We start from the raw sequence: 20,794 nt of genomic DNA on the forward strand, positions 1-20,794 counted from the left end.
CACGTGTCTCTGATCGCTTCTGACCACTTCCGCATCGTTGTCGGCCTCGGCAAGAGCGGCATGTCCCTGGTTCGCTTCCTGGCGAATCGGGGCGTGGCGTTTGCCGTGGCTGATACGCGGGAAAATCCACCGGAACTGGCCACGCTCAAGCGTGACTATCCGCACGTGGAAGTGCGTTGTGGCGAGCTGGATGTCGAATTCCTGTGCCGTGCCGACGAACTCTACGTGAGCCCCGGCCTGGCGCTGGCGACCCCGGCCTTGCAGGCTGCCGCCGCCCGTGGCGTGAAGTTGTCCGGCGACATCGAGCTGTTCGCGCGTAACGCGAAGGCGCCGATCGTGGCCATCAGCGGTTCCAACGCGAAAAGCACCGTGACCACCCTGGTCGGCGAAATGGCGATTGCAGCGGGCAAGCGTGTTGCTGTTGGCGGCAACCTCGGTACCCCGGCGCTGGACCTGCTGCGCGATGACGTCGAGTTGTACGTGATGGAGTTGTCGAGTTTCCAACTGGAAACCACCGACCAGCTCAACGCCGAAGTGGCGACCGTGCTCAACATCAGCGAAGACCACATGGACCGTTACAGCGGCCTGCCGGCGTATCACCTGGCCAAGCACCGGATCTTCCGTGGTGCGAAACAGTTTGTGGTCAACCGTCAGGATGCGCTCAGCCGTCCACTGATGGGCGAGGGCCAGCCATGCTGGACCTTCGGCCTGAGCAAACCGGATTTCAAGGCCTTTGGCCTGCGCGAAGAAAACGGCGAGAAATACCTGGCCTTCGAATTCCAGAACCTGATGCCGGTGCGCGAGCTGAAAATCCGTGGCGCTCACAACCAGTCCAACGCCTTGGCGGCGTTGGCACTCGGTCATGCGGTTGGCCTGCCGTTCGACGCCATGCTCGAAGCCCTGCGTAATTTCGCCGGCCTCGAACATCGCTGCCAGTGGGTGCGTGATCTGGATGGTGTTGGCTATTACAACGACTCCAAAGCCACCAACGTTGGCGCCGCACTGGCCGCCATCGAAGGCCTGGGTGCGGACATCGACGGCAAGATCGTGCTGATTGCCGGTGGCGACGGCAAGGGTGCCGAGTTCAAGGATTTGCGTGACCCGGTGGCGGCCAACTGCCGCGCCGTGATCCTGATGGGCCGCGACTCCGACAAGATCGGCGAGGCCATTGGCGAAGCCGTGCACTTGATCCGCGTCGGTTCGCTGGTCGAAGCCGTGGAACAATGCCGCGCCGCTGCCCAACCGGGTGACGTGGTGCTGCTGTCACCGGCCTGCGCCAGTTTCGACATGTTCAAGAATTACGAAGACCGTGGTCACCAGTTCGTCCGCGCCGTGGAGGATCTGGCATGAGCCTGATGAACATCATCAAGCCCTATCCGTCGCCGATCATCACCGGGCGCGGTATCGACCTCGACTTCCCGATGCTCGCGGGTTGCCTGACCTTGCTCGGCCTCGGGCTGATCATGATTGCCTCGGCATCGACCGAAGTGGCCGCCGTGCAGTCGGGCAGTCCACTGTATTACATGATTCGCCACCTGATCTACGTAGTGCTCGGTCTCGGCGCCTGCATCGTCACCATGATGATTCCGATCGCGACCTGGCAACGCCTGGGCTGGCTGATGCTGATTGGTGCATTCGGTTTGCTGGTGATGGTGATCATCCCGGGGATCGGCCGTGAAGTGAACGGGTCGATGCGCTGGATCGGCTTCAGTTTCTTCAACGTTCAACCGTCCGAGATCGCCAAGGTGTTCGTGGTGATCTACCTCGCCGGTTACCTGGTGCGTCGCCAGAAAGAAGTGCGTGAGAGCTGGATGGGCTTCTTCAAGCCGTTCATCGTGCTGTTGCCGATGGCGGGCCTGTTGCTGATGGAACCGGACTTCGGTGCCACCGTCGTGATGATGGGCGCTGCGGCGGCGATGCTGTTTCTTGGCGGGGTCGGGCTGTTCCGTTTTTCCTTGATGGTGGTGCTGGCGGTGGGCGCGGTGGTGTTGTTGATCCAGATGCAGCCTTATCGAATGGCGCGTCTGACCAACTTTGCCGACCCATGGGCAGACCAGTTCGGTGCTGGCTATCAGTTGTCTCAAGCCTTGATCGCCTTCGGTCGCGGCGAGTGGCTGGGCGTTGGCCTGGGCAACAGCGTGCAGAAACAGTTCTACCTGCCGGAAGCCCACACCGACTTCGTGTTCTCGGTCCTGGCCGAAGAGCTGGGTGCCGTGGGTTCGCTGTGCACAGTGGCGCTGTTCGTCTTCGTCTGTATCCGTGGCATGTACATCGGCTTGTGGGCGGAGAAAGCCAAGCAGTTCTTCGCCGCCTATGTCGCCTACGGTCTGTCGTTCCTGTGGATCGGTCAGTTCCTGATCAACATCGGTGTTAACGTCGGTCTGCTGCCGACCAAAGGTTTGACCCTGCCGTTCCTCAGTTATGGCGGTAGTTCGTTGGTGATCTGCTGTGCCTGTCTCGGTTTGTTGCTGCGCATTGAGTGGGAGAGTCGAACCCACCTGGGCAGCGAAGAGATGGAGTTCCATGAGAGCGACTTCGCCGAGGAGCCGACCCATGGGCGCTAACGTCTTGATCATGGCCGGCGGCACCGGGGGCCACGTGTTCCCGGCGCTGGCCTGTGCGCGCGAATTCCAGGCCCGCGGTTACACCGTGCACTGGCTCGGCACCCCGCGCGGCATTGAAAACGATCTGGTCCCGGCGGCCGGTATCGAGCTGCATCGGATCAACGCCAGCGGTCTGCGCGGCAAGGGCAAGTTGTCCCTGCTCAAGGCACCGTTCATGTTGCTCAAATCGGTCTGGCAGGCGCGGGCGATCATTCGTCAGTTGCGGCCAGTCTGCGTGGTTGGCTTTGGTGGTTATGTGACCGGTCCTGGCGGCGTCGCAGCCAAACTGGCCGGCGTGCCGGTGATTGTTCACGAACAGAACGCCGTGGCCGGCACCGCCAATCGGTTGCTGGTGCCGTTCGCCGCCCGGGTGTGTGAAGCCTTCCCCGACACCTTTACCCTGTCGGGCAGCCGTCGGACCACCGGTAACCCGGTGCGCACCGAGCTGTTCCTCGAAACATCGCGACCAGCCCTGGCCGGTCGCAAGGCGCGTTTGCTGATCCTCGGCGGAAGCCTGGGCGCAGAACCGTTGAACAAGTTACTGCCTGAAGCCCTGTCGCAAGTCGCCGTCGACCTGCGTCCGGAAGTGTTTCATCAGGCCGGAAAAAACCACGATGAAGTGACTGCAGAGCGCTATCGCGCGGCTGGCGTCGAGGCGCAAGTGCAGCCTTTCATCAAAGACATGGCCCAAGCCTATGGCTGGGCTGACCTGGTGGTCTGTCGCGCAGGTGCGCTGACCATCAGTGAACTGGCCGCCGCCGGTCTGCCCTCGATGCTGGTGCCGTTGCCCCACGCGATCGACGATCACCAGACCCGCAACGCCGATTATTTGGCCCGTGAAGGCGCTGCCTTCCTGATGCCGCAAAGAACGACTGGTGCAGCGGATCTTGCCGCGCGCCTGACAGAGGTCCTGATGCAACCACAACGACTCAACGATATGGCCACTGCGGCCCGCCGCCTGGCCAAACCGGATGCCACCCGCAACGTGGTCGATACCTGCCTGGAGGTGGCCCATGGTTGAGAATCAGAAAGCCATGCCTCATCCGGAAATGCGCCGCATCCGTCGCATCCACTTCGTCGGGATCGGCGGTGTGGGCATGTGCGGGATTGCCGAAGTGTTGTTGAACCTGGGCTATGAAGTGTCCGGTTCCGACCTGAAAGCTTCGCCGGTCACCGAGCGCCTGGAGTCTTTCGGTGCGCAGATTTTCATCGGCCATCGCGCCGAGAACGCTTCCGCCGCCGACGTGCTGGTGGTGTCGAGCGCCGTGAATACGTCCAACCCGGAAGTTGCGACCGCACTGGAACGCCGTATCCCGGTGGTGCCGCGCGCAGAGATGCTGGCGGAGCTGATGCGCTATCGCCACGGCATCGCCGTCGCCGGCACCCATGGCAAAACCACCACCACCAGCCTGATCGCTTCGGTGTTTGCCGCTGGCGGCCTGGACCCGACGTTCGTCATCGGTGGTCGTCTGAATGCCGCGGGCACCAATGCCCAGCTCGGCACCAGCCGTTACCTGATCGCTGAAGCCGACGAAAGCGATGCCAGCTTCCTGCACTTGCAGCCGCTGGTGGCCGTGGTCACCAACATCGACGCCGACCACATGGCGACCTACGACGGTGACTTCAACAAGCTGAAGAAAACCTTCGTCGAGTTCCTGCACAACCTGCCGTTCTACGGTTTGGCGGTGGTGTGCCTGGACGACCCGGTTGTGCGAGAAATCCTGCCGCAGGTCAAACGTCCGACCGTTACCTACGGCTTCGGCGACGACTGCGACGTGCGCGCCATCAATGTGCGCCAGCAAGGCATGCAGACGTTCTTCACCGTGCTGCGTCCCGATCGCGAGCCGCTGGATGTTTCGGTGAACATGCCGGGCAACCACAACGTATTGAACGCACTGGCGACCATTTGCATCGCTACTGATGAAGGCGTCAGCGATGAAGCCATCGTCCAGGGTCTGTCCGGGTTCCAGGGTGTCGGCCGACGCTTCCAGGTCTACGGCGAACTGCCGGTAGACGGCGGCAACGTGATGCTGGTCGACGACTACGGTCACCACCCGACCGAAGTCGCAGCCGTGATCAAGGCCGTACGCGGTGGCTGGCCGGAGCGTCGTCTGGTGATGGTTTACCAGCCGCACCGCTACAGCCGCACCCGCGACCTGTACGACGATTTCGTCAATGTACTGGCCGACGCCAACGTGCTGCTGCTGATGGAAGTCTACCCGGCCGGTGAAGAACCGATTCCGGGCGCCGACAGCCGCAAGCTGTGCAACAGCATCCGTCAGCGCGGTCAGCTTGACCCGATCTACATCGAACGTGGTGTCGACCTCGCGCCTATCGTCAAGCCGCTGTTGCGTGCTGGCGACATTCTGCTGTGCCAGGGCGCCGGTGATATCGGCGGTCTCGCACCAAAACTGTTGAAAAGTGAGTTGTTCGCCGGCGCCGTTGCTGCACCGGTGAAGGGGAAGTTGAAATGACTGCTGCTTACGCCAACCTCGTCTCCACTGTCGCGCCGAAAGACTTCGGCCGTGTCGCCGTGCTGTTCGGTGGCAAAAGTGCCGAGCGCGAAGTGTCCTTGAAGTCGGGCAACGCCGTTCTCGATGCGCTGCAAAGCGCGGGCGTGGACGCGTTCGGTCTTGACGTCGGCGATGACCTGCTGCAGCGTCTGCTGAACGAAAAGATCGATCGCGCCTTCGTCATTCTTCATGGTCGCGGCGGTGAAGACGGCAGCATGCAGGGCCTGCTCGAATGCCTCGGCATTCCGTACACCGGCAGCGGCATTCTGGCTTCGGCGCTGGCCATGGACAAACTGCGCACCAAGCAGGTCTGGCACAGCCTGGGCATTCCGACGCCACGTCATGCGGTACTGAGTTCCGAGGCCGATTGTATTTCTGCGGCTGCGGAACTGGGCTTCCCTTTGATCGTCAAACCGGCCCATGAAGGTTCAAGTATCGGTATGGCCAAAGTGACTTCCGCGTCCGAATTGATCGACGCCTGGAAAGCGGCCAGTACCTACGATTCGCAAGTGTTGGTCGAGCAATGGATTCACGGTCCGGAGTTCACCATCGCCACCCTGCGTGACCAGGTGTTGCCTCCGATTGCCCTGGGCACGACGCACAGTTTCTACGACTACGACGCCAAGTACGTGGCCAACGATACCCAGTACCGCATTCCGTGCGGGCTGGACAGCGCCAAGGAAAAGGAACTCATGGACCTCACGGCGAAAGCCTGTGAAGCGCTGGGTATCGCCGGTTGGGGCAGGGCGGACGTGATGCAGGACGCCGACGGGCAGTTCTGGTTCCTGGAAGTGAATACCGCACCGGGCATGACCGACCACAGTCTGGTTCCGATGGCGGCCCGTGCCGCCGGTCTGGATTTCCAGCAACTGGTTCTGGCAATCCTGGCCGCAAGCATTGAGGCAAGAGGTTAAGACCATGCAAGGCGCTCAGCTTCGTCATCAGCCACCCGCTCCCGGCCGCAAGCCGGTGCCGCGGGGTGCCAGCCGAATGGTGGCCAAAGAGCCGATGTCTGCGCGCCTGCCGAAAGCCAATTTTGGTTTTCTCAAAGCCTTGTTCTGGCCAGTGCTGCTGGTTGCGCTGGGGTTCGGTACTTATGAAGGCGCGCAGCGTTTGCTGCCATACGCCGACCGGCCGATCACCAAGATCAACGTGCAGGGCGACTTGAGCTACATCAGCCAGCAAGCGGTGCAGCAGCGGATCGCCCCCTACGTGGCGTCGAGCTTCTTCACCATCGACCTGGCGAGCATGCGCACCGAGCTGGAAACGATGCCATGGATTGCCCACGCCGAAGTGCGTCGGGTGTGGCCGGATCAAGTGGTGATCCGCCTGGAAGAACAACTGCCGGTGGCCCGTTGGGGCGACGAGTCGTTGTTGAACAACCAGGGCCAGGCGTTCACCCCGCGCGAGCTGGCGAACTACGAACACTTGCCTCAGCTGTTTGGTCCACAACGGGCTCAACAGCAAGTGATGCAGCAATACCAGGTGCTGAGCCAGATGCTCAGGCCGCTGGGCTTCTCGATTGCACGCCTGGAGTTGCGTGAACGCGGCAGCTGGTTCCTGACCACCGGCCCCGGCAGCGCGGGTCCCGGGATCGAACTGTTGCTGGGACGCGGCAACCTGGTGGAAAAGATGCGCCGCTTCATTGCCATCTATGACAAGACGCTCAAAGAACAGATTACGAACATTGCGCGCATCGATCTGCGCTACGCCAACGGCCTCGCTGTTGGCTGGCGGGAACCTGTAGCGCCCACGGCAGCCCAACCCGCTGTCGCGAAGAATTAAGAAGAGGCAGGACCCATGGCAAACGTGCAAAGCGGCAAAATGATCGTCGGTCTCGATATCGGCACCTCCAAGGTGGTGGCGCTGGTAGGCGAGGTTGCGGACGACGGCACGCTGGAAATCGTCGGGATCGGTACCCATCCGTCCCGTGGCCTGAAGAAAGGCGTGGTGGTGAACATCGAGTCCACCGTGCAGTCGATCCAGCGCGCGATCGAAGAAGCTCAGCTGATGGCTGGCTGCCGCATCCACTCGGCGTTCGTCGGTGTGGCCGGCAATCACATTCGCAGCCTGAACTCCCACGGCATCGTGGCGATTCGTGATCGCGAAGTCAGCTCCGCTGACCTTGAGCGCGTCCTCGACGCCGCCCAGGCCGTGGCGATCCCGGCTGATCAGCGTGTACTGCACACCCTGCCGCAGGATTACGTGATCGATAACCAGGAAGGCGTCCGCGAGCCACTGGGCATGTCCGGCGTGCGTCTGGAAGCCAAGGTTCACGTGGTTACCTGCGCCGTCAACGCCGCACAGAACATTGAAAAATGCGTGCGTCGCTGCGGTCTGGAAATCGACGACATCATTCTTGAGCAACTGGCCTCGGCCTACTCGGTACTGACCGACGACGAGAAAGAACTGGGCGTGTGCCTGGTGGACATCGGCGGCGGCACCACCGACATCGCGATCTTCACCGAAGGCGCAATCCGCCACACCGCGGTGATCCCGATTGCGGGCGATCAGGTGACCAACGACATCGCCATGGCGTTGCGCACCCCGACCCAGTACGCCGAAGAAATAAAGATCCGCTACGCCTGCGCCCTGGCCAAGCTGGCTGGCGCCGGTGAAACCATCAAGGTCCCAAGCGTCGGCGACCGTCCACCACGCGAGCTGTCCCGTCAGGCCCTGGCCGAAGTGGTCGAGCCGCGTTACGACGAGCTGTTCACGCTGATCCAGGCCGAACTGCGCCGCAGCGGCTACGAAGACCTGATCCCGGCCGGCATCGTCCTGACCGGCGGTACCGCGAAGATGGAAGGCGCCACTGAACTGGCCGAGGAAATCTTCCACATGCCGGTGCGCCTGGGCGTTCCGCATGGCGTGAAGGGCCTGGATGACGTGGTCCGCAACCCGATTTATTCCACCGGCGTTGGCCTGTTGATGTACGGCCTGCAGAAGCAATCCGACGGCATTTCGTTCTCGGGTATCGGCAGCCGTGACAGCTACAGCAACGAAGAACCGAAAGGCGCCTTGCTCGATCGCATCAAGAGCTGGGTCCAGGGCAATTTTTAAGATTTACCGCAGCACCGCTACATCGTTGTAGATACAGGCAGTAGGCGAAAAAACTAGAGAACGTAAAGGAGAGGGAAAATGTTCGAACTCGTAGACAACATCCCCGCAAGCCCGGTAATCAAAGTTATCGGTGTTGGCGGTGGCGGTGGCAACGCCGTGAATCACATGGTCAAGAGCAACATTGAAGGCGTTGAGTTCATCTGCGCCAACACTGATGCCCAGGCGCTCAAAAGCATTGGCGCGCGGACCATCCTCCAACTGGGTACCGGTGTGACCAAAGGTCTGGGCGCCGGCGCCAACCCTGAAGTAGGTCGTCAGGCCGCTCTCGAAGATCGTGAGCGCATTGCCGAAGTCCTGCAGGGCACCAACATGGTGTTCATCACCACTGGCATGGGCGGTGGTACCGGTACCGGTGCTGCGCCAATCATTGCTGAAGTGGCCAAGGAAATGGGCATCCTCACCGTTGCGGTGGTGACTCGTCCGTTCCCGTTCGAAGGTCGCAAGCGCATGCAGATCGCCGATGAAGGCATCCGTCTGCTGTCCGAAAGCGTCGACTCGTTGATCACCATTCCCAACGAGAAGCTGCTGACCATCCTCGGTAAAGACGCCAGCCTGCTGTCGGCTTTCGCCAAGGCTGACGATGTACTGGCCGGTGCCGTTCGCGGTATTTCCGACATCATCAAGCGTCCGGGCATGATCAACGTCGACTTCGCCGACGTACGTACCGTGATGAGCGAAATGGGCATGGCGATGATGGGCACTGGCTGCGCCAGCGGTCCGAACCGTGCGCGTGAAGCCACTGAAGCTGCAATCCGCAACCCGTTGCTGGAAGACGTGAACCTGCAAGGTGCACGCGGCATCCTGGTGAACATCACCGCCGGTCCTGACCTGTCCCTGGGTGAGTACTCCGACGTGGGTAGCATCATCGAAGCCTTCGCTTCCGAGCACGCCATGGTCAAGGTCGGCACCGTTATCGACCCGGACATGCGCGACGAGCTGCACGTGACTGTTGTTGCGACCGGTCTGGGCGCTAAAATCGAGAAGCCTGTGAAGGTCATCGACAATACCGTTCACACCTCGATGGCTTCGCAGCCACAACAACAAGCCCCTGTTCGTCAGGAAGCTCCAGCGGTGAACTACCGTGACCTGGACCGTCCGACCGTCATGCGCAACCAGGCTCAGGCCGGTGCTGCGACTGCCACGAAGATGAATCCGCAAGATGATCTGGACTACCTGGACATCCCGGCATTCCTGCGTCGTCAGGCCGATTGATGAAATGTATCAGGGCTATGAAGGTGATTGGTGTTCAGCAAAGGCGTGGTCTGCTATCATCGCCAGCCTTTGTTGATACCAGTTCGCAATTTGCGCTGAAGCGGCCCAAGCCATGATTAAACAACGCACACTGAAAAATATTATCCGTGCCACAGGTGTAGGTCTGCACTCCGGGGAGAAGGTCTACCTGACCCTCAAGCCTGCGCCTGTCGACACCGGCATCGTGTTTGTTCGTGCCGACCTGGACCCTGCGGTGCAGATTCCTGCCCGCGCGGAAAACGTTGGTGAAACCACGATGTCGACCACGTTGGTCAACGGTGACACCAAAGTGGATACGGTGGAGCACTTGCTCTCGGCCATGGCTGGCCTGGGCATCGATAACGCCTACGTCGAGCTCTCCGCGTCCGAAGTCCCGATCATGGATGGTAGCGCTGGACCCTTCGTATTTCTGATTCAGTCGGCTGGCCTGGAAGAACAGGACGCCGCCAAGAAGTTCATCCGCATCCTGCGTGAAGTGACAGTGGAAGACGGCGACAAGCGCGCCACTTTCGTCCCTTTCGAAGGTTTCAAGGTGAGCTTCGAGATCGATTTCGATCACCCGGTTTTCCGTGACCGCACACAAAGTGCAAGCGTGGATTTTTCCAGTACTTCGTTCGTAAAAGAAGTCAGCCGCGCCCGTACCTTTGGTTTCATGAGTGACATCGAGTACCTGCGCAAGCACAACCTCGCACTCGGCGGCAGCGTTGAAAACGCTATTGTGGTCGACGCGGATGGTGTACTGAACGAAGACGGCCTTCGCTATGAAGACGAATTCGTGAAGCACAAAATCCTCGATGCAATTGGTGACCTCTACCTGCTGGGCAATAGCCTGATTGGTGAGTTCAAGGGCTTCAAGTCCGGACATGCATTGAACAACCAGCTGCTGCGCAAGTTGATTGAGCAGACAGATGCTTGGGAAGTCGTGACTTTCGAAGACGCCAGCACTGCACCGATCTCTTACATGCGTCCTGTTGCGGCCGTGTAAGTAAAAAACCTCTCTAGTTTTTTAAAGGCTGCCTTCGGGTGGCCTTTTTTTATGCCTGGTGAATTGAAAGATCAAAAGATCGTCCGAACGCGGCCCGAACCTTCGGCAGCTCCTACAGGGAACGCATGCCAATGTAGGAGCTGCCGAAGGCTGCGATCTTTTGATCTTTGCTTTTCAGGCGGTAACCACCCGATTTCGCCCCCGTTCCTTGGCTTGATAAAGCGCCTTGTCTGCGTCAAACAACAGTTGTTCCAGGCTGATATCGCTCGCCGTTGTCCAGGTGCTGATCCCGATACTCACCGTCATCGGCAATTCATCTCTTGCGACCAACGGCAACTGCTCCACCTGCGCACGGATCTGCTCGGCAATCTTCTGTGCGCCTCTGCTGTCGGTTTCGGCGAGGATCACCGAAAACTCCTCGCCCCCATAGCGGGCCACCAGATCCGCTGGGCGATGGACGTTGGCGGTGATGACATCGGCCAGCATTCGCAGAGCCTCGTCACCCCCCTGATGACCATGACTATCATTGAATGCCTTGAAGTGATCGGCGTCGATCATCAGCACCGACATCGGTTTACCGGAACGTTGCGCACGAAACCACTCATGACGCAGCGTATGGTCAAAGGTTCGGCGGTTGGCGACACCGGTCAAGGCGTCGGTGGCGGCCAGTTGCGACAGCTCCTGCTCGGCGTCGTGGCGCAGGCGCAGTTCGCGGCAGAGCAGCCAGGTCAGCCACAGCAGGCCGATGCACAAGACGCCGGTGGCACCGCTGATCACGATCGCCGTGCGCTTCCAGGCAGCGAAAACTTCATCACTGGAGAGGGCGACGATAACCGTGAGCGGCAAATTGCCAACCCGGCTGAAGGTGTACAGGCGTCGCCGCTGGTCGACGCTCGACACGCCATCAAAGCTGCCGCTGCCCTCTCGAAGCAAGCGCGCGACGTTTGGGCGATCGGCGAAGCTTTTACCGAGCGAGTTGTCATCCAGAAACGGTTTTTTCGCCAACAGGATGCCGTCATCGTTGATGATCGCCAGCGTGCTGCCGGTGCCGATATCCAGGCTGTTGAACAACTGATCGAAATAGGCCAGGCGCATCGAGGCCACCGCCACCCCGAGAAACTCACCGGTGGCCGAGGAAATGCGCCGGCTCAAGCTGATTTGCCATTCGTCGCTGTAGGCGCAGTCGCAATGCGGCTTGAACGGGCGGCTGATGAACATGCCGGTGTCACGGTTGTGGGTGTGGGCGAGGAAATAATCGCGGTCGGCAAAATTACCCGGTTTGGGTTCGATCAGCGACGAATCGGCGAGCACTTCGCCGTGCTTGTCGAGCAACAGAATGTCGCCCTTGTAGCGTGCGGTGGTGGAGCGGTCGAAGAGCACCAGGTGGCGGATTTGCGCTGAAACCTGCTTGAGATCATCCCGTTGCGCAGCGGCGATCAAGCCCTGAAGAGTCAGGTCATAGAGTTCCACCGTGCGCAGCACGTCAGCGTCGATCAACTCGGCGATAGTGGTGGCGCTGCGCGTGGCGGCCTGTTGGGCGTTGGCGTGTTCACGGATGAGCAGAAAAGTCACGATGCTGAGAATCGCGATGACCGTCAGGCAACTGCCGAGGATCACCAGGATCTCCGGCCGTCCGGCGCTGCCTGAAGGATGTGGAGTGCGGCGTACGGTCATGGGGCTGATGTCTGCTTGGATGACGGGTTAAGCGTAGCAGCCCATCAAAATGTCCCCCGCCCTGGCTGACCTCTGTAGGAGCCGGTTTGCTGGCGATAGCGGCGCATCAATTGCGCCTGACTCACCGCTATCGCCAGCAAGCCGGCTCCTACAGGTATGACTGCCCTTCAGAATACGTTGATCGGGTAATCGACGATCACCCGGTATTCATCGGTGTCTTGGTCCAGTGAGCCATAGCCGTTGCCGCCACGGTTGGTCGCCCACTGGAGGTGCAGCGCAAGGTCCTTGGCCTGGCCGCTCTGGACCACGTACTTGAGGTCAATGTCGCGTTCCCAGTGTTTGGCGTTTTTGCCGTCAGCGCTGTACCACGCGGCGTAGCCGGGGCTTTCGGGATCGACTTTGGTCAAATCCAGTTCACCACGGGAGTAGGACAGTGCCGCAGTCAGGCCCGGCAGGCCGAGCCCGTTAAAGTCATACGCGTACTTGAGCTTCCACGAGCGTTCGTTCGGGCCGTTGAAGTCCGAATATTGCTGGGAGTTGTCGAGGAAAATGCTGTCGCCCTGGCTGATGTAGTCGAACGGCGTGTTGCCATTGACCCGCTGGTAGGCGGCGGTGATGGCGTGATTGCCGACGCCGACGGTGAAATGCAGGCTGTAGGTGTTGTTGTCGATGTGGCCGAGCAGCGCATCGCCGGTGTCTTGCGTGTGATAGAAGTGCACGCCCGGATTGAGGCTGATCACGTCGTTCAGTGCATAGGTGTAATCCAGGTCGTAGTAGTACTGGTTCCAGATGTCCTTGAGCTCAGCGGCATACAGGCTGCTGGTCAGGCCCGGCAAACCACTCCAGGCTACGCCGGCCCAGTTCAGGTGCTGGCTGTCCTCACCGTCGGGCAGGCTGCCGTAGGACGTACCGATACGCGTGTGGCCGCTCTGGTTATACGGCTTGGTGAAACTGGCCTGGCCGCTTTCGATCATCACGCCGTCGAAGCTGTGGTTGGTCAGGCTGACCCCGCGAAAGGTCTGGGGCAGCATGCGGGTTTCGCCGCCGGCAATCACCGGGTTGGCGAGAAACAAATCGCCGGCCTTCAACTCGGTATCGAAGGCGCGCATTTTCAGCGTGCCGCCTGCGGTCGAGAAGGACCCCGGCGCTTTGCCGTTGCCATCGCTGACCGGCAGGATGCTCGAATTATCCGTCCCGCCACCGCCGTCGAGCTTGAGCCCGAGCATGGCATGGGCATCGACGCCAAACCCGACGATCCCCTCTGAGAACCCCGATTCGAAGACGCCAAGAAAACCCTGGCCCCATTCAATATTGTCGTCCGCCTGCTGCAAGCGATTGCGGTTCATGTAGTAGTTGCGGGCGTTGAGATTGAGGCTCGAACCTTCGATGAATCCTGAGGCGGTCGAATCGTCGGCGGCGTGGGCACTGGCAGCCATCGTTGCAGCGATTGCAACGAACAACGGGTTGAAGCGGATTGGGAAACGCACGTGCGGTAAAGCTCCTTGGTCAACGGATAACGTCACTGTTTTTGAAGTTCTGGTTGTTTACAAACAAGAGGGCGACGCGTGCGGTTTTAAAACCACAACGAAAAAAAGCCGCTGATAGCAGCGGCTTTGAAGACAACTTTTCAAAGGGAAGAGCCAATGAAAAGCGTCGAGGGAAAGTGGAGCGATGCGCAGGACTCAGCTGTCTTTCGAGGCCTGGGGTTGGGCCTGAATGCTCGATGCTTGCGGGGCTTGGGTGGCTTCCTGAGCTTTGGCCGTCATCTCGATCTGGTGTTCTTCATACGCCGCGGCGCGTGCGTTGTTTTGTGCGACGAAGGCTTGCGACTCTTCAGCCATGGCGAACGAAGACACGAACAAAGAGGACAAAACGAAAGCGCTGGCAATACCCATACTGTTGGACATCTTTAAAACCTTCTTGCTTGGCAAGTGCTGTTTGGTGCGGGCAAAGATAAGGATGTTGGGCACCGAGAAACAGACTTGATTCAAGAAAGGACTGTTGCGAATAAAGCAAAGATCGCAGCCTTCGGCAGCTCCTACAGGGGAACGCATTCCAATGTAGGAGCTGCCGAAGGCTGCGATCTTTTGATTTTTAAAGGCCCGTCAAACCGGAAGGTGAATCCCGAAAGTATTCATCCCCTCATCACTGCGCACAAACACATCCCCGCCATGCATCAGCGCAATCGCCTTGACGATCGCCAGCCCCAACCCGTGGTTGTTGCCGCTGTTGCTGCGCGAGGCATCGACGCGATAGAAGCGCTCGAACAAACGCGGAAGATGCTCGTTGGCAATCGGCGAACCCGGGTTGGCCACGCCGATGCTGACCTGATGCTCCTCGACCTCAATCCGCACCTCTATCACCTGCCCGGGCTCGGTGTGCTGCACCGCGTTGCTCAACAGATTGATCAACGCCCGGCGCAGGTGCGCGATCTCGATACTGACCTGCGCATCGCCACTGACCTTCACCTGAACCTGGGCATCTTCGAGGATGAAATCCAGGTACTCCAGCGTCGTCGCCACTTCATTCGCCAGCGACGTGGAGGTCAGTTTGGTGGCCTTGCTGCCCTGATCGGCGCTGGCGAGAAACAACATGTCGTTGATGATCGAACGCAGTCGTTCAAGCTCTTCGAGGTTCGATTGCAGCACCTCGAAATAATGCTCAGCCGAACGTCCACGAGTCAGCGCAACCTGGGTCTGGCCGATCAGGTTGGTCAGCGGCGAGCGCAGTTCATGGGCAACGTCCGCGTTGAACGATTCCAGACGCGAGTAAGCCTGTTCGACCCGCTCCAGCGTGGAGTTGAACGAGTTGACGAACTGATTCAACTCCGGCGGCAGCGACGACATGCGCAAGCGCCCGGAACGCAAGGGCGGGGCGAGGCGTTGGGCTTCCTGGGACAACTTGATCAAGGGTTTAAGACCGATCCGCGCCACCCAGTAACCCAGCGCCGAGGCCAGCAGCACGCCGACAATCGCCAGGCTGACCAAGGCAATCAGCAACTGGTGTTGAGTGTGGAAAAACGTCTCGGTGTCGATGCCGATCATGAAGCGCAGCGGCGGTCGCTGATCCTTGGCCGGGAACTGGCTGACCAGCACTTTCATCGGGTAGGGCTGGTCCGGCAACTGCAAGTCGCGCATGCCCAGCGGTCCTTCGGCGAAGGCGCGGATCTGCGGCGTCAGGTTGCCGTATTCGTAGTGCGGATCGCCGCTGATAATCCAGAAACTGATGCGCTTGTCTTCTTCACCGAGCAGCTTGAGCTTGTTGTTGATCTTCACCCAATGCTCCGGCGTGCCGTAGCGGCCGACGGTGGATTCGAGCACGCTGTAGCGCGCGTCCAGCTCGGCTTCGGGCAACAGGCCCAAGCCTTTGTCGACTTGTTGGTACAGAGCCCAGCCGATCAACAGGAACACCAGCAGCGCCACCAACGTGAACATTCCACTGAGGCGCAAGGCAATGCTGTTACTGGACACCACGGCTCTCCAGCACATAACCCATGCCACGGATGGTGTGCAGCAGTTTCTCGTCGAACGGCCCGTCGAGCTTGGCCCGCAGGCGTTTGATCGCGACCTCGACGACGTTGGCGTCGCTGTCGAAATTGATGTCCCAGACCATCTCGGCAATCGCCGTTTTCGAGAGGATTTCACCCTGGCGGCGGGCCAGCACACTGAGCAGCGAGAACTCCTTGGCGGTGAGGTCCAGGCGCGTGCCGGCGCGGGTGGCTTTGCGGCTGATCAAATCTATCCACAGGTCGGCGATGCTCACTTGCACCGGTTCATGACCGCCGCTGCGCCGGGTCAGCGCTTGCAGGCGCGCCACCAGTTCGAGGAAGGAAAACGGCTTGCCGAGATAATCGTCGGCACCGTCGCGCAGGCCGCGGATGCGGTCTTCGACCCGCTCGCGGGCGGTGAGCATGATCACCGGGGTTTGCTTGCGCGCACGCAGCGCACGCAGCACGCCGAAACCGTCGAGGCCCGGCAGCATGACGTCGAGGACGATCACCGCGTAGTCGCTTTCCAGCGCCATGTGCAGGCCTTCCACGCCATCGCGGGCCAGGTCCACGGTGTAACCCTGCTCCGTCAGGCCGCGGTGCAGATAGTCCGCGGTTTTTTCTTCGTCTTCGATAATCAGAACGCGCATGACCCGCCTCAGTCTGTGGTCGCCAGCGCCGGTACAGGCGATGGTTTGGGCCGATGGAATAGCCGCTCAAGCCACAAGTATATGACCGGAGTGGTGAACAGCGTCAGCGCCTGGCTGACCAGCAAGCCGCCGACGACCGCGATCCCCAGCGGTTGGCGCAACTCGGCGCCGGTGCCGTAGCCGAGCATCAGCGGCAGGGCGCCGAGCAAGGCGGCGAGGGTGGTCATGATGATCGGCCGGAACCGCGTGAGGCAGGCCTGGAAAATCGCCTCTTCCGCTGACATTCCTCCTTTGCGCTGCGCTTCGAGGGCGAAGTCGATCATCAGGATGCCGTTTTTCTTGACGATGCCGATCAGCAACACCAGGCCGATCAACGCCATGATCGAAAAGTCCTGGCCGCAGATCCACAGCATGATCACCGCGCCGAGCCCCGCCGCAGGCAGCGTCGAAATGATCGTCAGCGGATGCACGAAGCTCTCGTAGAGCACGCCGAGAATGATGTACACCGCCACCAGCGCCGCGAGGATCAGCCACGGCTGACTGGCCAGCGAACTCTGGAACGCCTGGGCCGCTCCCTGGAAATTGCCGCTGATCGCCACCGGCATTCCGATCTCGGCCTTGGTCTGGTTGAGCATGATCACCGCGTCGCCCAATGCCACGCCGGGTGCCAGGTTGAACGACAGGTTGGCGGCCGGGAACATGCCGTCGTGGGCGATGGACAACGGGCCGATGGTCGGCGCATCGAATCTGGCCAGCGCCGACAGCGGCACCATCTCGCCGCTCAGGGGCGAGCGCAGGTAGAAATAGTTGAGGCTTTCAGCTTTGCCGCGCTGCTTGGTGTCCAGTTCCAGGATCACGTTGTACTGGTTGATCTGGGTCTGGAATTCGTTGATCTGCCGCTGACCGAAAGCGTCGTACAACGCCTCGTCGACATCGCTGGCGGTCAGGCCGAAACGGGCCGCCGCGCTGCGGTCGATGCTGATGTGGGTGATGCTGCCGCCCAGTTGCAGGTCGTTGGAAACGTCGCGGAACGCCGGGTTGCTGCGCAGTTTCTCCGTGAGGCGCTGGGTCCAGGTACTCAGGACCGCGCCGTCGTTGCTCTTGAGCACGTATTGATACTGGGCGCGACTCGGGCCGGAACTGAGGTTGATGTCCTGGCCGGCGCGCAGGTACAGCACGATGCCCGGCACTTTCATCAATTGCGGGCGAATCCGGTCGATGAATTCACTGGCCGACACATCGCGATCGCCGCGTTTTTTCAGGGTGATCCAGAACCGGCCGTTGGCGATGGTCTGGTTACTGCCGGAGACGCCGACCGAGTGCGAGAAGGTTTCCACCGCAGGGTCGGCGGCGACGATTTCGGCCATTGCCAGGTGTTTTTTCACCATATCGCCGTAGGAAATATCGGCAGCGGCTTCGGTGGTGCCGAGGACGAAACCGGTGTCCTGCACCGGGAAGAAACCTTTCGGTATAAAGATGTAGCCGCCGACCGCCAACGCCACTGACAGGCCGAAAATACCGATCATCATCTTTTGATGGGCGAGGGCGCGGCGCAGGCCTTTTTCATAGAGGGCCAGAAGGCGCTCACCGAACCCTTTCTTGCCGTGGGTATCATGCACCGGGGCGCGCATGAACAGCGCCGCCAGGGTCGGCGCAAGGGTCAGGGACACCACCACCGAAATCAGGATGGTCGAGGTGGCGGTCAAGGCGAACTCCTTGAACAGCCGCCCGACCACACCGCCCATGAACAGCAGCGGAATGAACGCCGCCACCAGCGAGAAACTGATCGAGACCACGGTGAAGCCGATTTCCCCGGCGCCCTTGATCGCCGCTTCGCGCATACCGTCGCCGGCCTCCAGGTGCCGGTGGATGTTCTCCACCACCACAATCGCGTCGTCGACCACAAACCCCACGGCGACCACGATCGCTACCAGCGTCAGGTTGTTGAGGCTGAAACCCATCACGTACATCAGGGCAAAACTGGCGATCAGCGACACCCCCAGCACCGCCGAGACAATCAAGGTCGCCGACAACTGACGCAGGAACAGCGCCATTACCGCCACCACCAGCATGATCGCGATCAACAGGGTGATTTCCACTTCGTGCAGCGAGGCGCGGATGGTCTGGGTCCGGTCAATCAGAACCTTGACCTGCACCGACGCCGGCAGCATCGCTTCCAGGCCCGGCAGTGCGGCTTGAATGCGGTCCACGGTCTCGACGATGTTGGCTCCCGGTTGGCGGAAGATCACCAGGTTCACCCCCGGTTGCGAGCCCGCCCAGGCCTGGACGTAGGCGTCTTCCGAACCGTTGACGACTTTGGCGACATCGCGCAGATGAACCGGTGCACCGTCCTTGTAGGAAACGATCAGTTGGCTGTAGTCCTCCGGGTGGAACAATTGATCGTTGGTGGACAGTGTTGAAATGCTCGACTCGCCGTACAGCGCACCTTTGGCCAGGTTGAGGCTGGTTTGCTGGATCGCCAGGCGAATGTCCGCGAGGGTCAGGCCGATGGCCGCGAGTTTGTCTGCCGAAACCTGGACGCGGATCGCCGGACGTTGCTGACCGGTGATGGCGACCTGTCCTACGCCGTTGACCTGACTGAGCTGACGCGACAGTAGCGTTTCCACCAAGTCGCTGAGTTCCGGGCCGGGCATCAGCGACGAGTTGACGCTGAGGATCAGCACCGGGCTGTCGGCCGGGTTGACCTTGCGCCAGGTCGGCAGGTTCGGCATGTCCTTGGGCAGTTTGCCGGCGGCGGTGTTGATCGCGGCCTGCACTTCCTGGGCGGCAGTGTCGATGCTCTTGTCGAGGGTGAATTGCAGGGTCAGGTTGGTCGAGCCGAGGGCGCTGCTCGACGTCATCTGGGTCACGCCGGGGATGGCGCTGAATTGCACTTCAAGGGGCGTGGCCACCGATGACGCCATGGTTTCCGGGCTGGCGCCGGGCAGTTGGGCGGCGACCTGAATGGTCGGGAATTCGGCTTCCGGCAGCGGCGCGATCGGCAGACGCGGGAACGCAATCGCGCCCAACAAAACCAACGCGAACGTCAGCAGAACCGTCGCCACCGGATGGTCGATGCACCACGCGGATATTGAACCGTGGCCCTTCATTGTGCGGCCTCCGATTGCACCACTTGTGGGGGCTCAGTCAGCACCTGGACCGTGGAGCCGGGCTTGAGCCGCGACTGGCCGTCGCTGACCAGAATATCGCCGGGCTTGACGCCTTTGATCGTGTCCTGGCCGCTGCTTTGATAGACCATTTGCACCGGGACGGTTTCGACTTTGTCGCCGTTGACCCGGTAGACGAAGTGCTGGTCGAGGCCACGCTGTACGACGCTGGGCGGGACCACCAGCGCATCTTTATCGAGTGCTGTCTGAATTTTTACCGTCACCAGCAGACCCGGCCAGAGCTTTTGTCCGGGGTTGTTGAATTCGGCCTTGGCGCGGATGGTCCCGGTGTTGGCGTTGATCTGATTGTCGATCAGGGTCAGATGCCCTTCACCCAGCAGATTGCCGGTTTCGCCATCGGTGTCGGCGCCAATGTAGGCCTTGACCTGAGCGTGCTGCGGATCGGTGATCAGGCCTTGCAGGGTCGGCAGCAGTTGCTGCGGGAGGGAGAACTCGACAGCGATCGGGTCGATCTGGGTGACGGTGAACAGGCCTTGGGCGTCGGTCATGCGAAGGAAGTTGCCTTCATCCACGGTACGAATACCGACGCGGCCGGTGACTGGGGAGCGAATCTGCGTGTAGGAAAGTTGTACCTGAGCGGCATCAATCGAAGCCTGATTGCCTTGAGCGGTGGCCTTGAGTTGGTTGACCAGCGCTTGTTGCTGGTCGTAGGTCTGCTTCGAGACACCGTCGTCGACGCTCAGCAGTTTGTAGCGTTTGAGGTTGACCAGCGCCACTTGCAGTTGCGCCTGGCTCTCGCCCAGTTGCGCCCGTGCCTGGTCGAGGCTGGCGCGGATCGAGCGGTCGTCGATGGTGGCGAGCAGGTCGCCCTTGTTCACCAGTTGACCTTCCTTGACCAGGATTTTCGTGAGGATGCCGTCGATTTGCGGGCGAACCACCACGCTGTGCAAGGAGAGGACCGAACCAATGCCGCTGATGAAGCGCGGCACGTCTTTTTCGGTGACGCTGACCACGCGTACGGGGATGGCGGTGCTGGCGGTGAGTCTGGTTTTGGCGGGTTTGCTGGCGTACCACAAGCCCAGCGCTGCCAGGACAATCAGAAGGGCGACGAGCAGGGCGGGTTTTTGCTGAATTCGCATGCGAGTGGGGCGCCGGGGCTGGGTGGTCGAGAGGTTGGTATGTTCCTTTATAAACCTGTTTGGCGGTCAGGAAGGTGACTGCTAACTGACGGCGCTGTCAGTTTGGGCCGACCAGGCTTTGGGTTGATAGAGTACATATCCATTTCTGCGGTAACGGCCGCTTTTGGTTTCGCTCTTACAGCGAGTCACTTTCGAAAAGCGCGAAAGTAACCAAAGCGCTTTTGCCCCTAATGAGATGGTCAGC

General features: G+C 60.6%; 16 protein-coding genes. 9 read left to right on the top strand and 7 right to left on the bottom strand.

The genetic code is table 11. The features are described from left to right. Positions 1-3: 3 nt before the first annotated feature. From murD to lpxC, 9 genes are all read left to right on the top strand, one after another. Positions 4-1,350 carry a UDP-N-acetylmuramoyl-L-alanine--D-glutamate ligase gene (murD, locus tag KGB21_RS17180; RefSeq protein WP_034149525.1) on the top strand — a complete coding sequence of 449 codons (1,347 nt, stop codon included), beginning with the start codon at positions 4-6 and terminating at the stop codon, positions 1,348-1,350. Then, on the top strand, positions 1,347-2,564 hold the full coding sequence (gene ftsW, locus KGB21_RS17185) for a putative lipid II flippase FtsW (protein WP_411741401.1): 1,218 nt from the start codon (positions 1,347-1,349) through the stop codon (positions 2,562-2,564). Before murD ends, ftsW begins: the two co-directional genes overlap by 4 nt. Next, positions 2,554-3,624, top strand: a complete 1,071-nt coding sequence (gene murG, locus KGB21_RS17190) for an undecaprenyldiphospho-muramoylpentapeptide beta-N-acetylglucosaminyltransferase (protein ID WP_034149523.1) — start codon at positions 2,554-2,556, stop codon at positions 3,622-3,624. Before ftsW ends, murG begins: the two co-directional genes overlap by 11 nt. After that, complete coding sequence (murC, locus tag KGB21_RS17195; RefSeq protein WP_034149522.1) at positions 3,617-5,077, top strand: UDP-N-acetylmuramate--L-alanine ligase; 1,461 nt, start codon at positions 3,617-3,619, stop codon at positions 5,075-5,077. Before murG ends, murC begins: the two co-directional genes overlap by 8 nt. Next, positions 5,074-6,030, top strand: coding sequence for a D-alanine--D-alanine ligase (locus tag KGB21_RS17200; protein WP_223505927.1), 957 nt, complete (start codon positions 5,074-5,076; stop codon positions 6,028-6,030). The genes murC and KGB21_RS17200 overlap by 4 nt, the downstream gene beginning before the upstream one ends. A 4-nt stretch (positions 6,031-6,034) precedes the next feature. Next, positions 6,035-6,901, top strand: coding sequence for a cell division protein FtsQ/DivIB (locus KGB21_RS17205; protein WP_223505929.1), 867 nt, complete (start codon positions 6,035-6,037; stop codon positions 6,899-6,901). Between the two features lie 15 nt (positions 6,902-6,916). Then, on the top strand, positions 6,917-8,176 hold the full coding sequence (gene ftsA, locus KGB21_RS17210) for a cell division protein FtsA (protein ID WP_034149519.1): 1,260 nt from the start codon (positions 6,917-6,919) through the stop codon (positions 8,174-8,176). Between the two features lie 78 nt (positions 8,177-8,254). Then, positions 8,255-9,448 carry a cell division protein FtsZ gene (ftsZ, locus tag KGB21_RS17215; RefSeq protein ID WP_223505931.1) on the top strand — a complete coding sequence of 398 codons (1,194 nt, stop codon included), beginning with the start codon at positions 8,255-8,257 and terminating at the stop codon, positions 9,446-9,448. Between the two features lie 112 nt (positions 9,449-9,560). Next, a complete protein-coding gene (lpxC, locus tag KGB21_RS17220; protein WP_034149517.1) occupies positions 9,561-10,472 on the top strand; it encodes a UDP-3-O-acyl-N-acetylglucosamine deacetylase in 912 nt (303 codons plus the stop codon). 174 nt (positions 10,473-10,646) lie between these two features. Here lpxC and KGB21_RS17225 read toward each other — a convergent pair whose 3' ends face one another. The 7 genes from KGB21_RS17225 to KGB21_RS17255 all read right to left on the bottom strand — a co-directional run bounded on the left by KGB21_RS17225 (position 10,647) and on the right by KGB21_RS17255 (position 20,550). Further along, complete coding sequence (locus KGB21_RS17225) at positions 10,647-12,146, bottom strand: diguanylate cyclase (protein ID WP_223505934.1); 1,500 nt, start codon at positions 12,144-12,146, stop codon at positions 10,647-10,649. Positions 12,147-12,313: 167 nt separating this feature from the next. Further along, entirely contained in the window at positions 12,314-13,633 is a 1,320-nt protein-coding gene (locus KGB21_RS17230) for an OprD family porin (protein WP_223505936.1), read from the bottom strand. Positions 13,634-13,828: 195 nt separating this feature from the next. Further along, complete coding sequence (locus KGB21_RS17235; protein ID WP_034149514.1) at positions 13,829-14,053, bottom strand: hypothetical protein; 225 nt, start codon at positions 14,051-14,053, stop codon at positions 13,829-13,831. 198 nt (positions 14,054-14,251) lie between these two features. Next, positions 14,252-15,616, bottom strand: a complete 1,365-nt coding sequence (locus KGB21_RS17240; RefSeq protein WP_034149513.1) for a heavy metal sensor histidine kinase — start codon at positions 15,614-15,616, stop codon at positions 14,252-14,254. Continuing rightward, the gene (locus KGB21_RS17245; RefSeq protein ID WP_034149512.1) at positions 15,606-16,283 is read right to left on the bottom strand and encodes a heavy metal response regulator transcription factor; all 678 of its coding nucleotides are present in this window, start codon (positions 16,281-16,283) and stop codon (positions 15,606-15,608) included. Before KGB21_RS17245 ends, KGB21_RS17240 begins: the two co-directional genes overlap by 11 nt. An 8-nt stretch (positions 16,284-16,291) precedes the next feature. After that, complete coding sequence (locus KGB21_RS17250; protein WP_223505938.1) at positions 16,292-19,393, bottom strand: multidrug efflux RND transporter permease subunit; 3,102 nt, start codon at positions 19,391-19,393, stop codon at positions 16,292-16,294. Further along, positions 19,390-20,550 carry an efflux RND transporter periplasmic adaptor subunit gene (locus KGB21_RS17255; protein WP_034149510.1) on the bottom strand — a complete coding sequence of 387 codons (1,161 nt, stop codon included), beginning with the start codon at positions 20,548-20,550 and terminating at the stop codon, positions 19,390-19,392. The genes KGB21_RS17250 and KGB21_RS17255 overlap by 4 nt, the downstream gene beginning before the upstream one ends. Between the last annotated feature and the right edge of the window lie 244 nt (positions 20,551-20,794).

Source organism: Pseudomonas sp. GL-RE-29 (genome assembly GCF_019947275.1).
In the GTDB taxonomy this organism is placed as follows: domain Bacteria; phylum Pseudomonadota; class Gammaproteobacteria; order Pseudomonadales; family Pseudomonadaceae; genus Aquipseudomonas; species Aquipseudomonas fluorescens_A.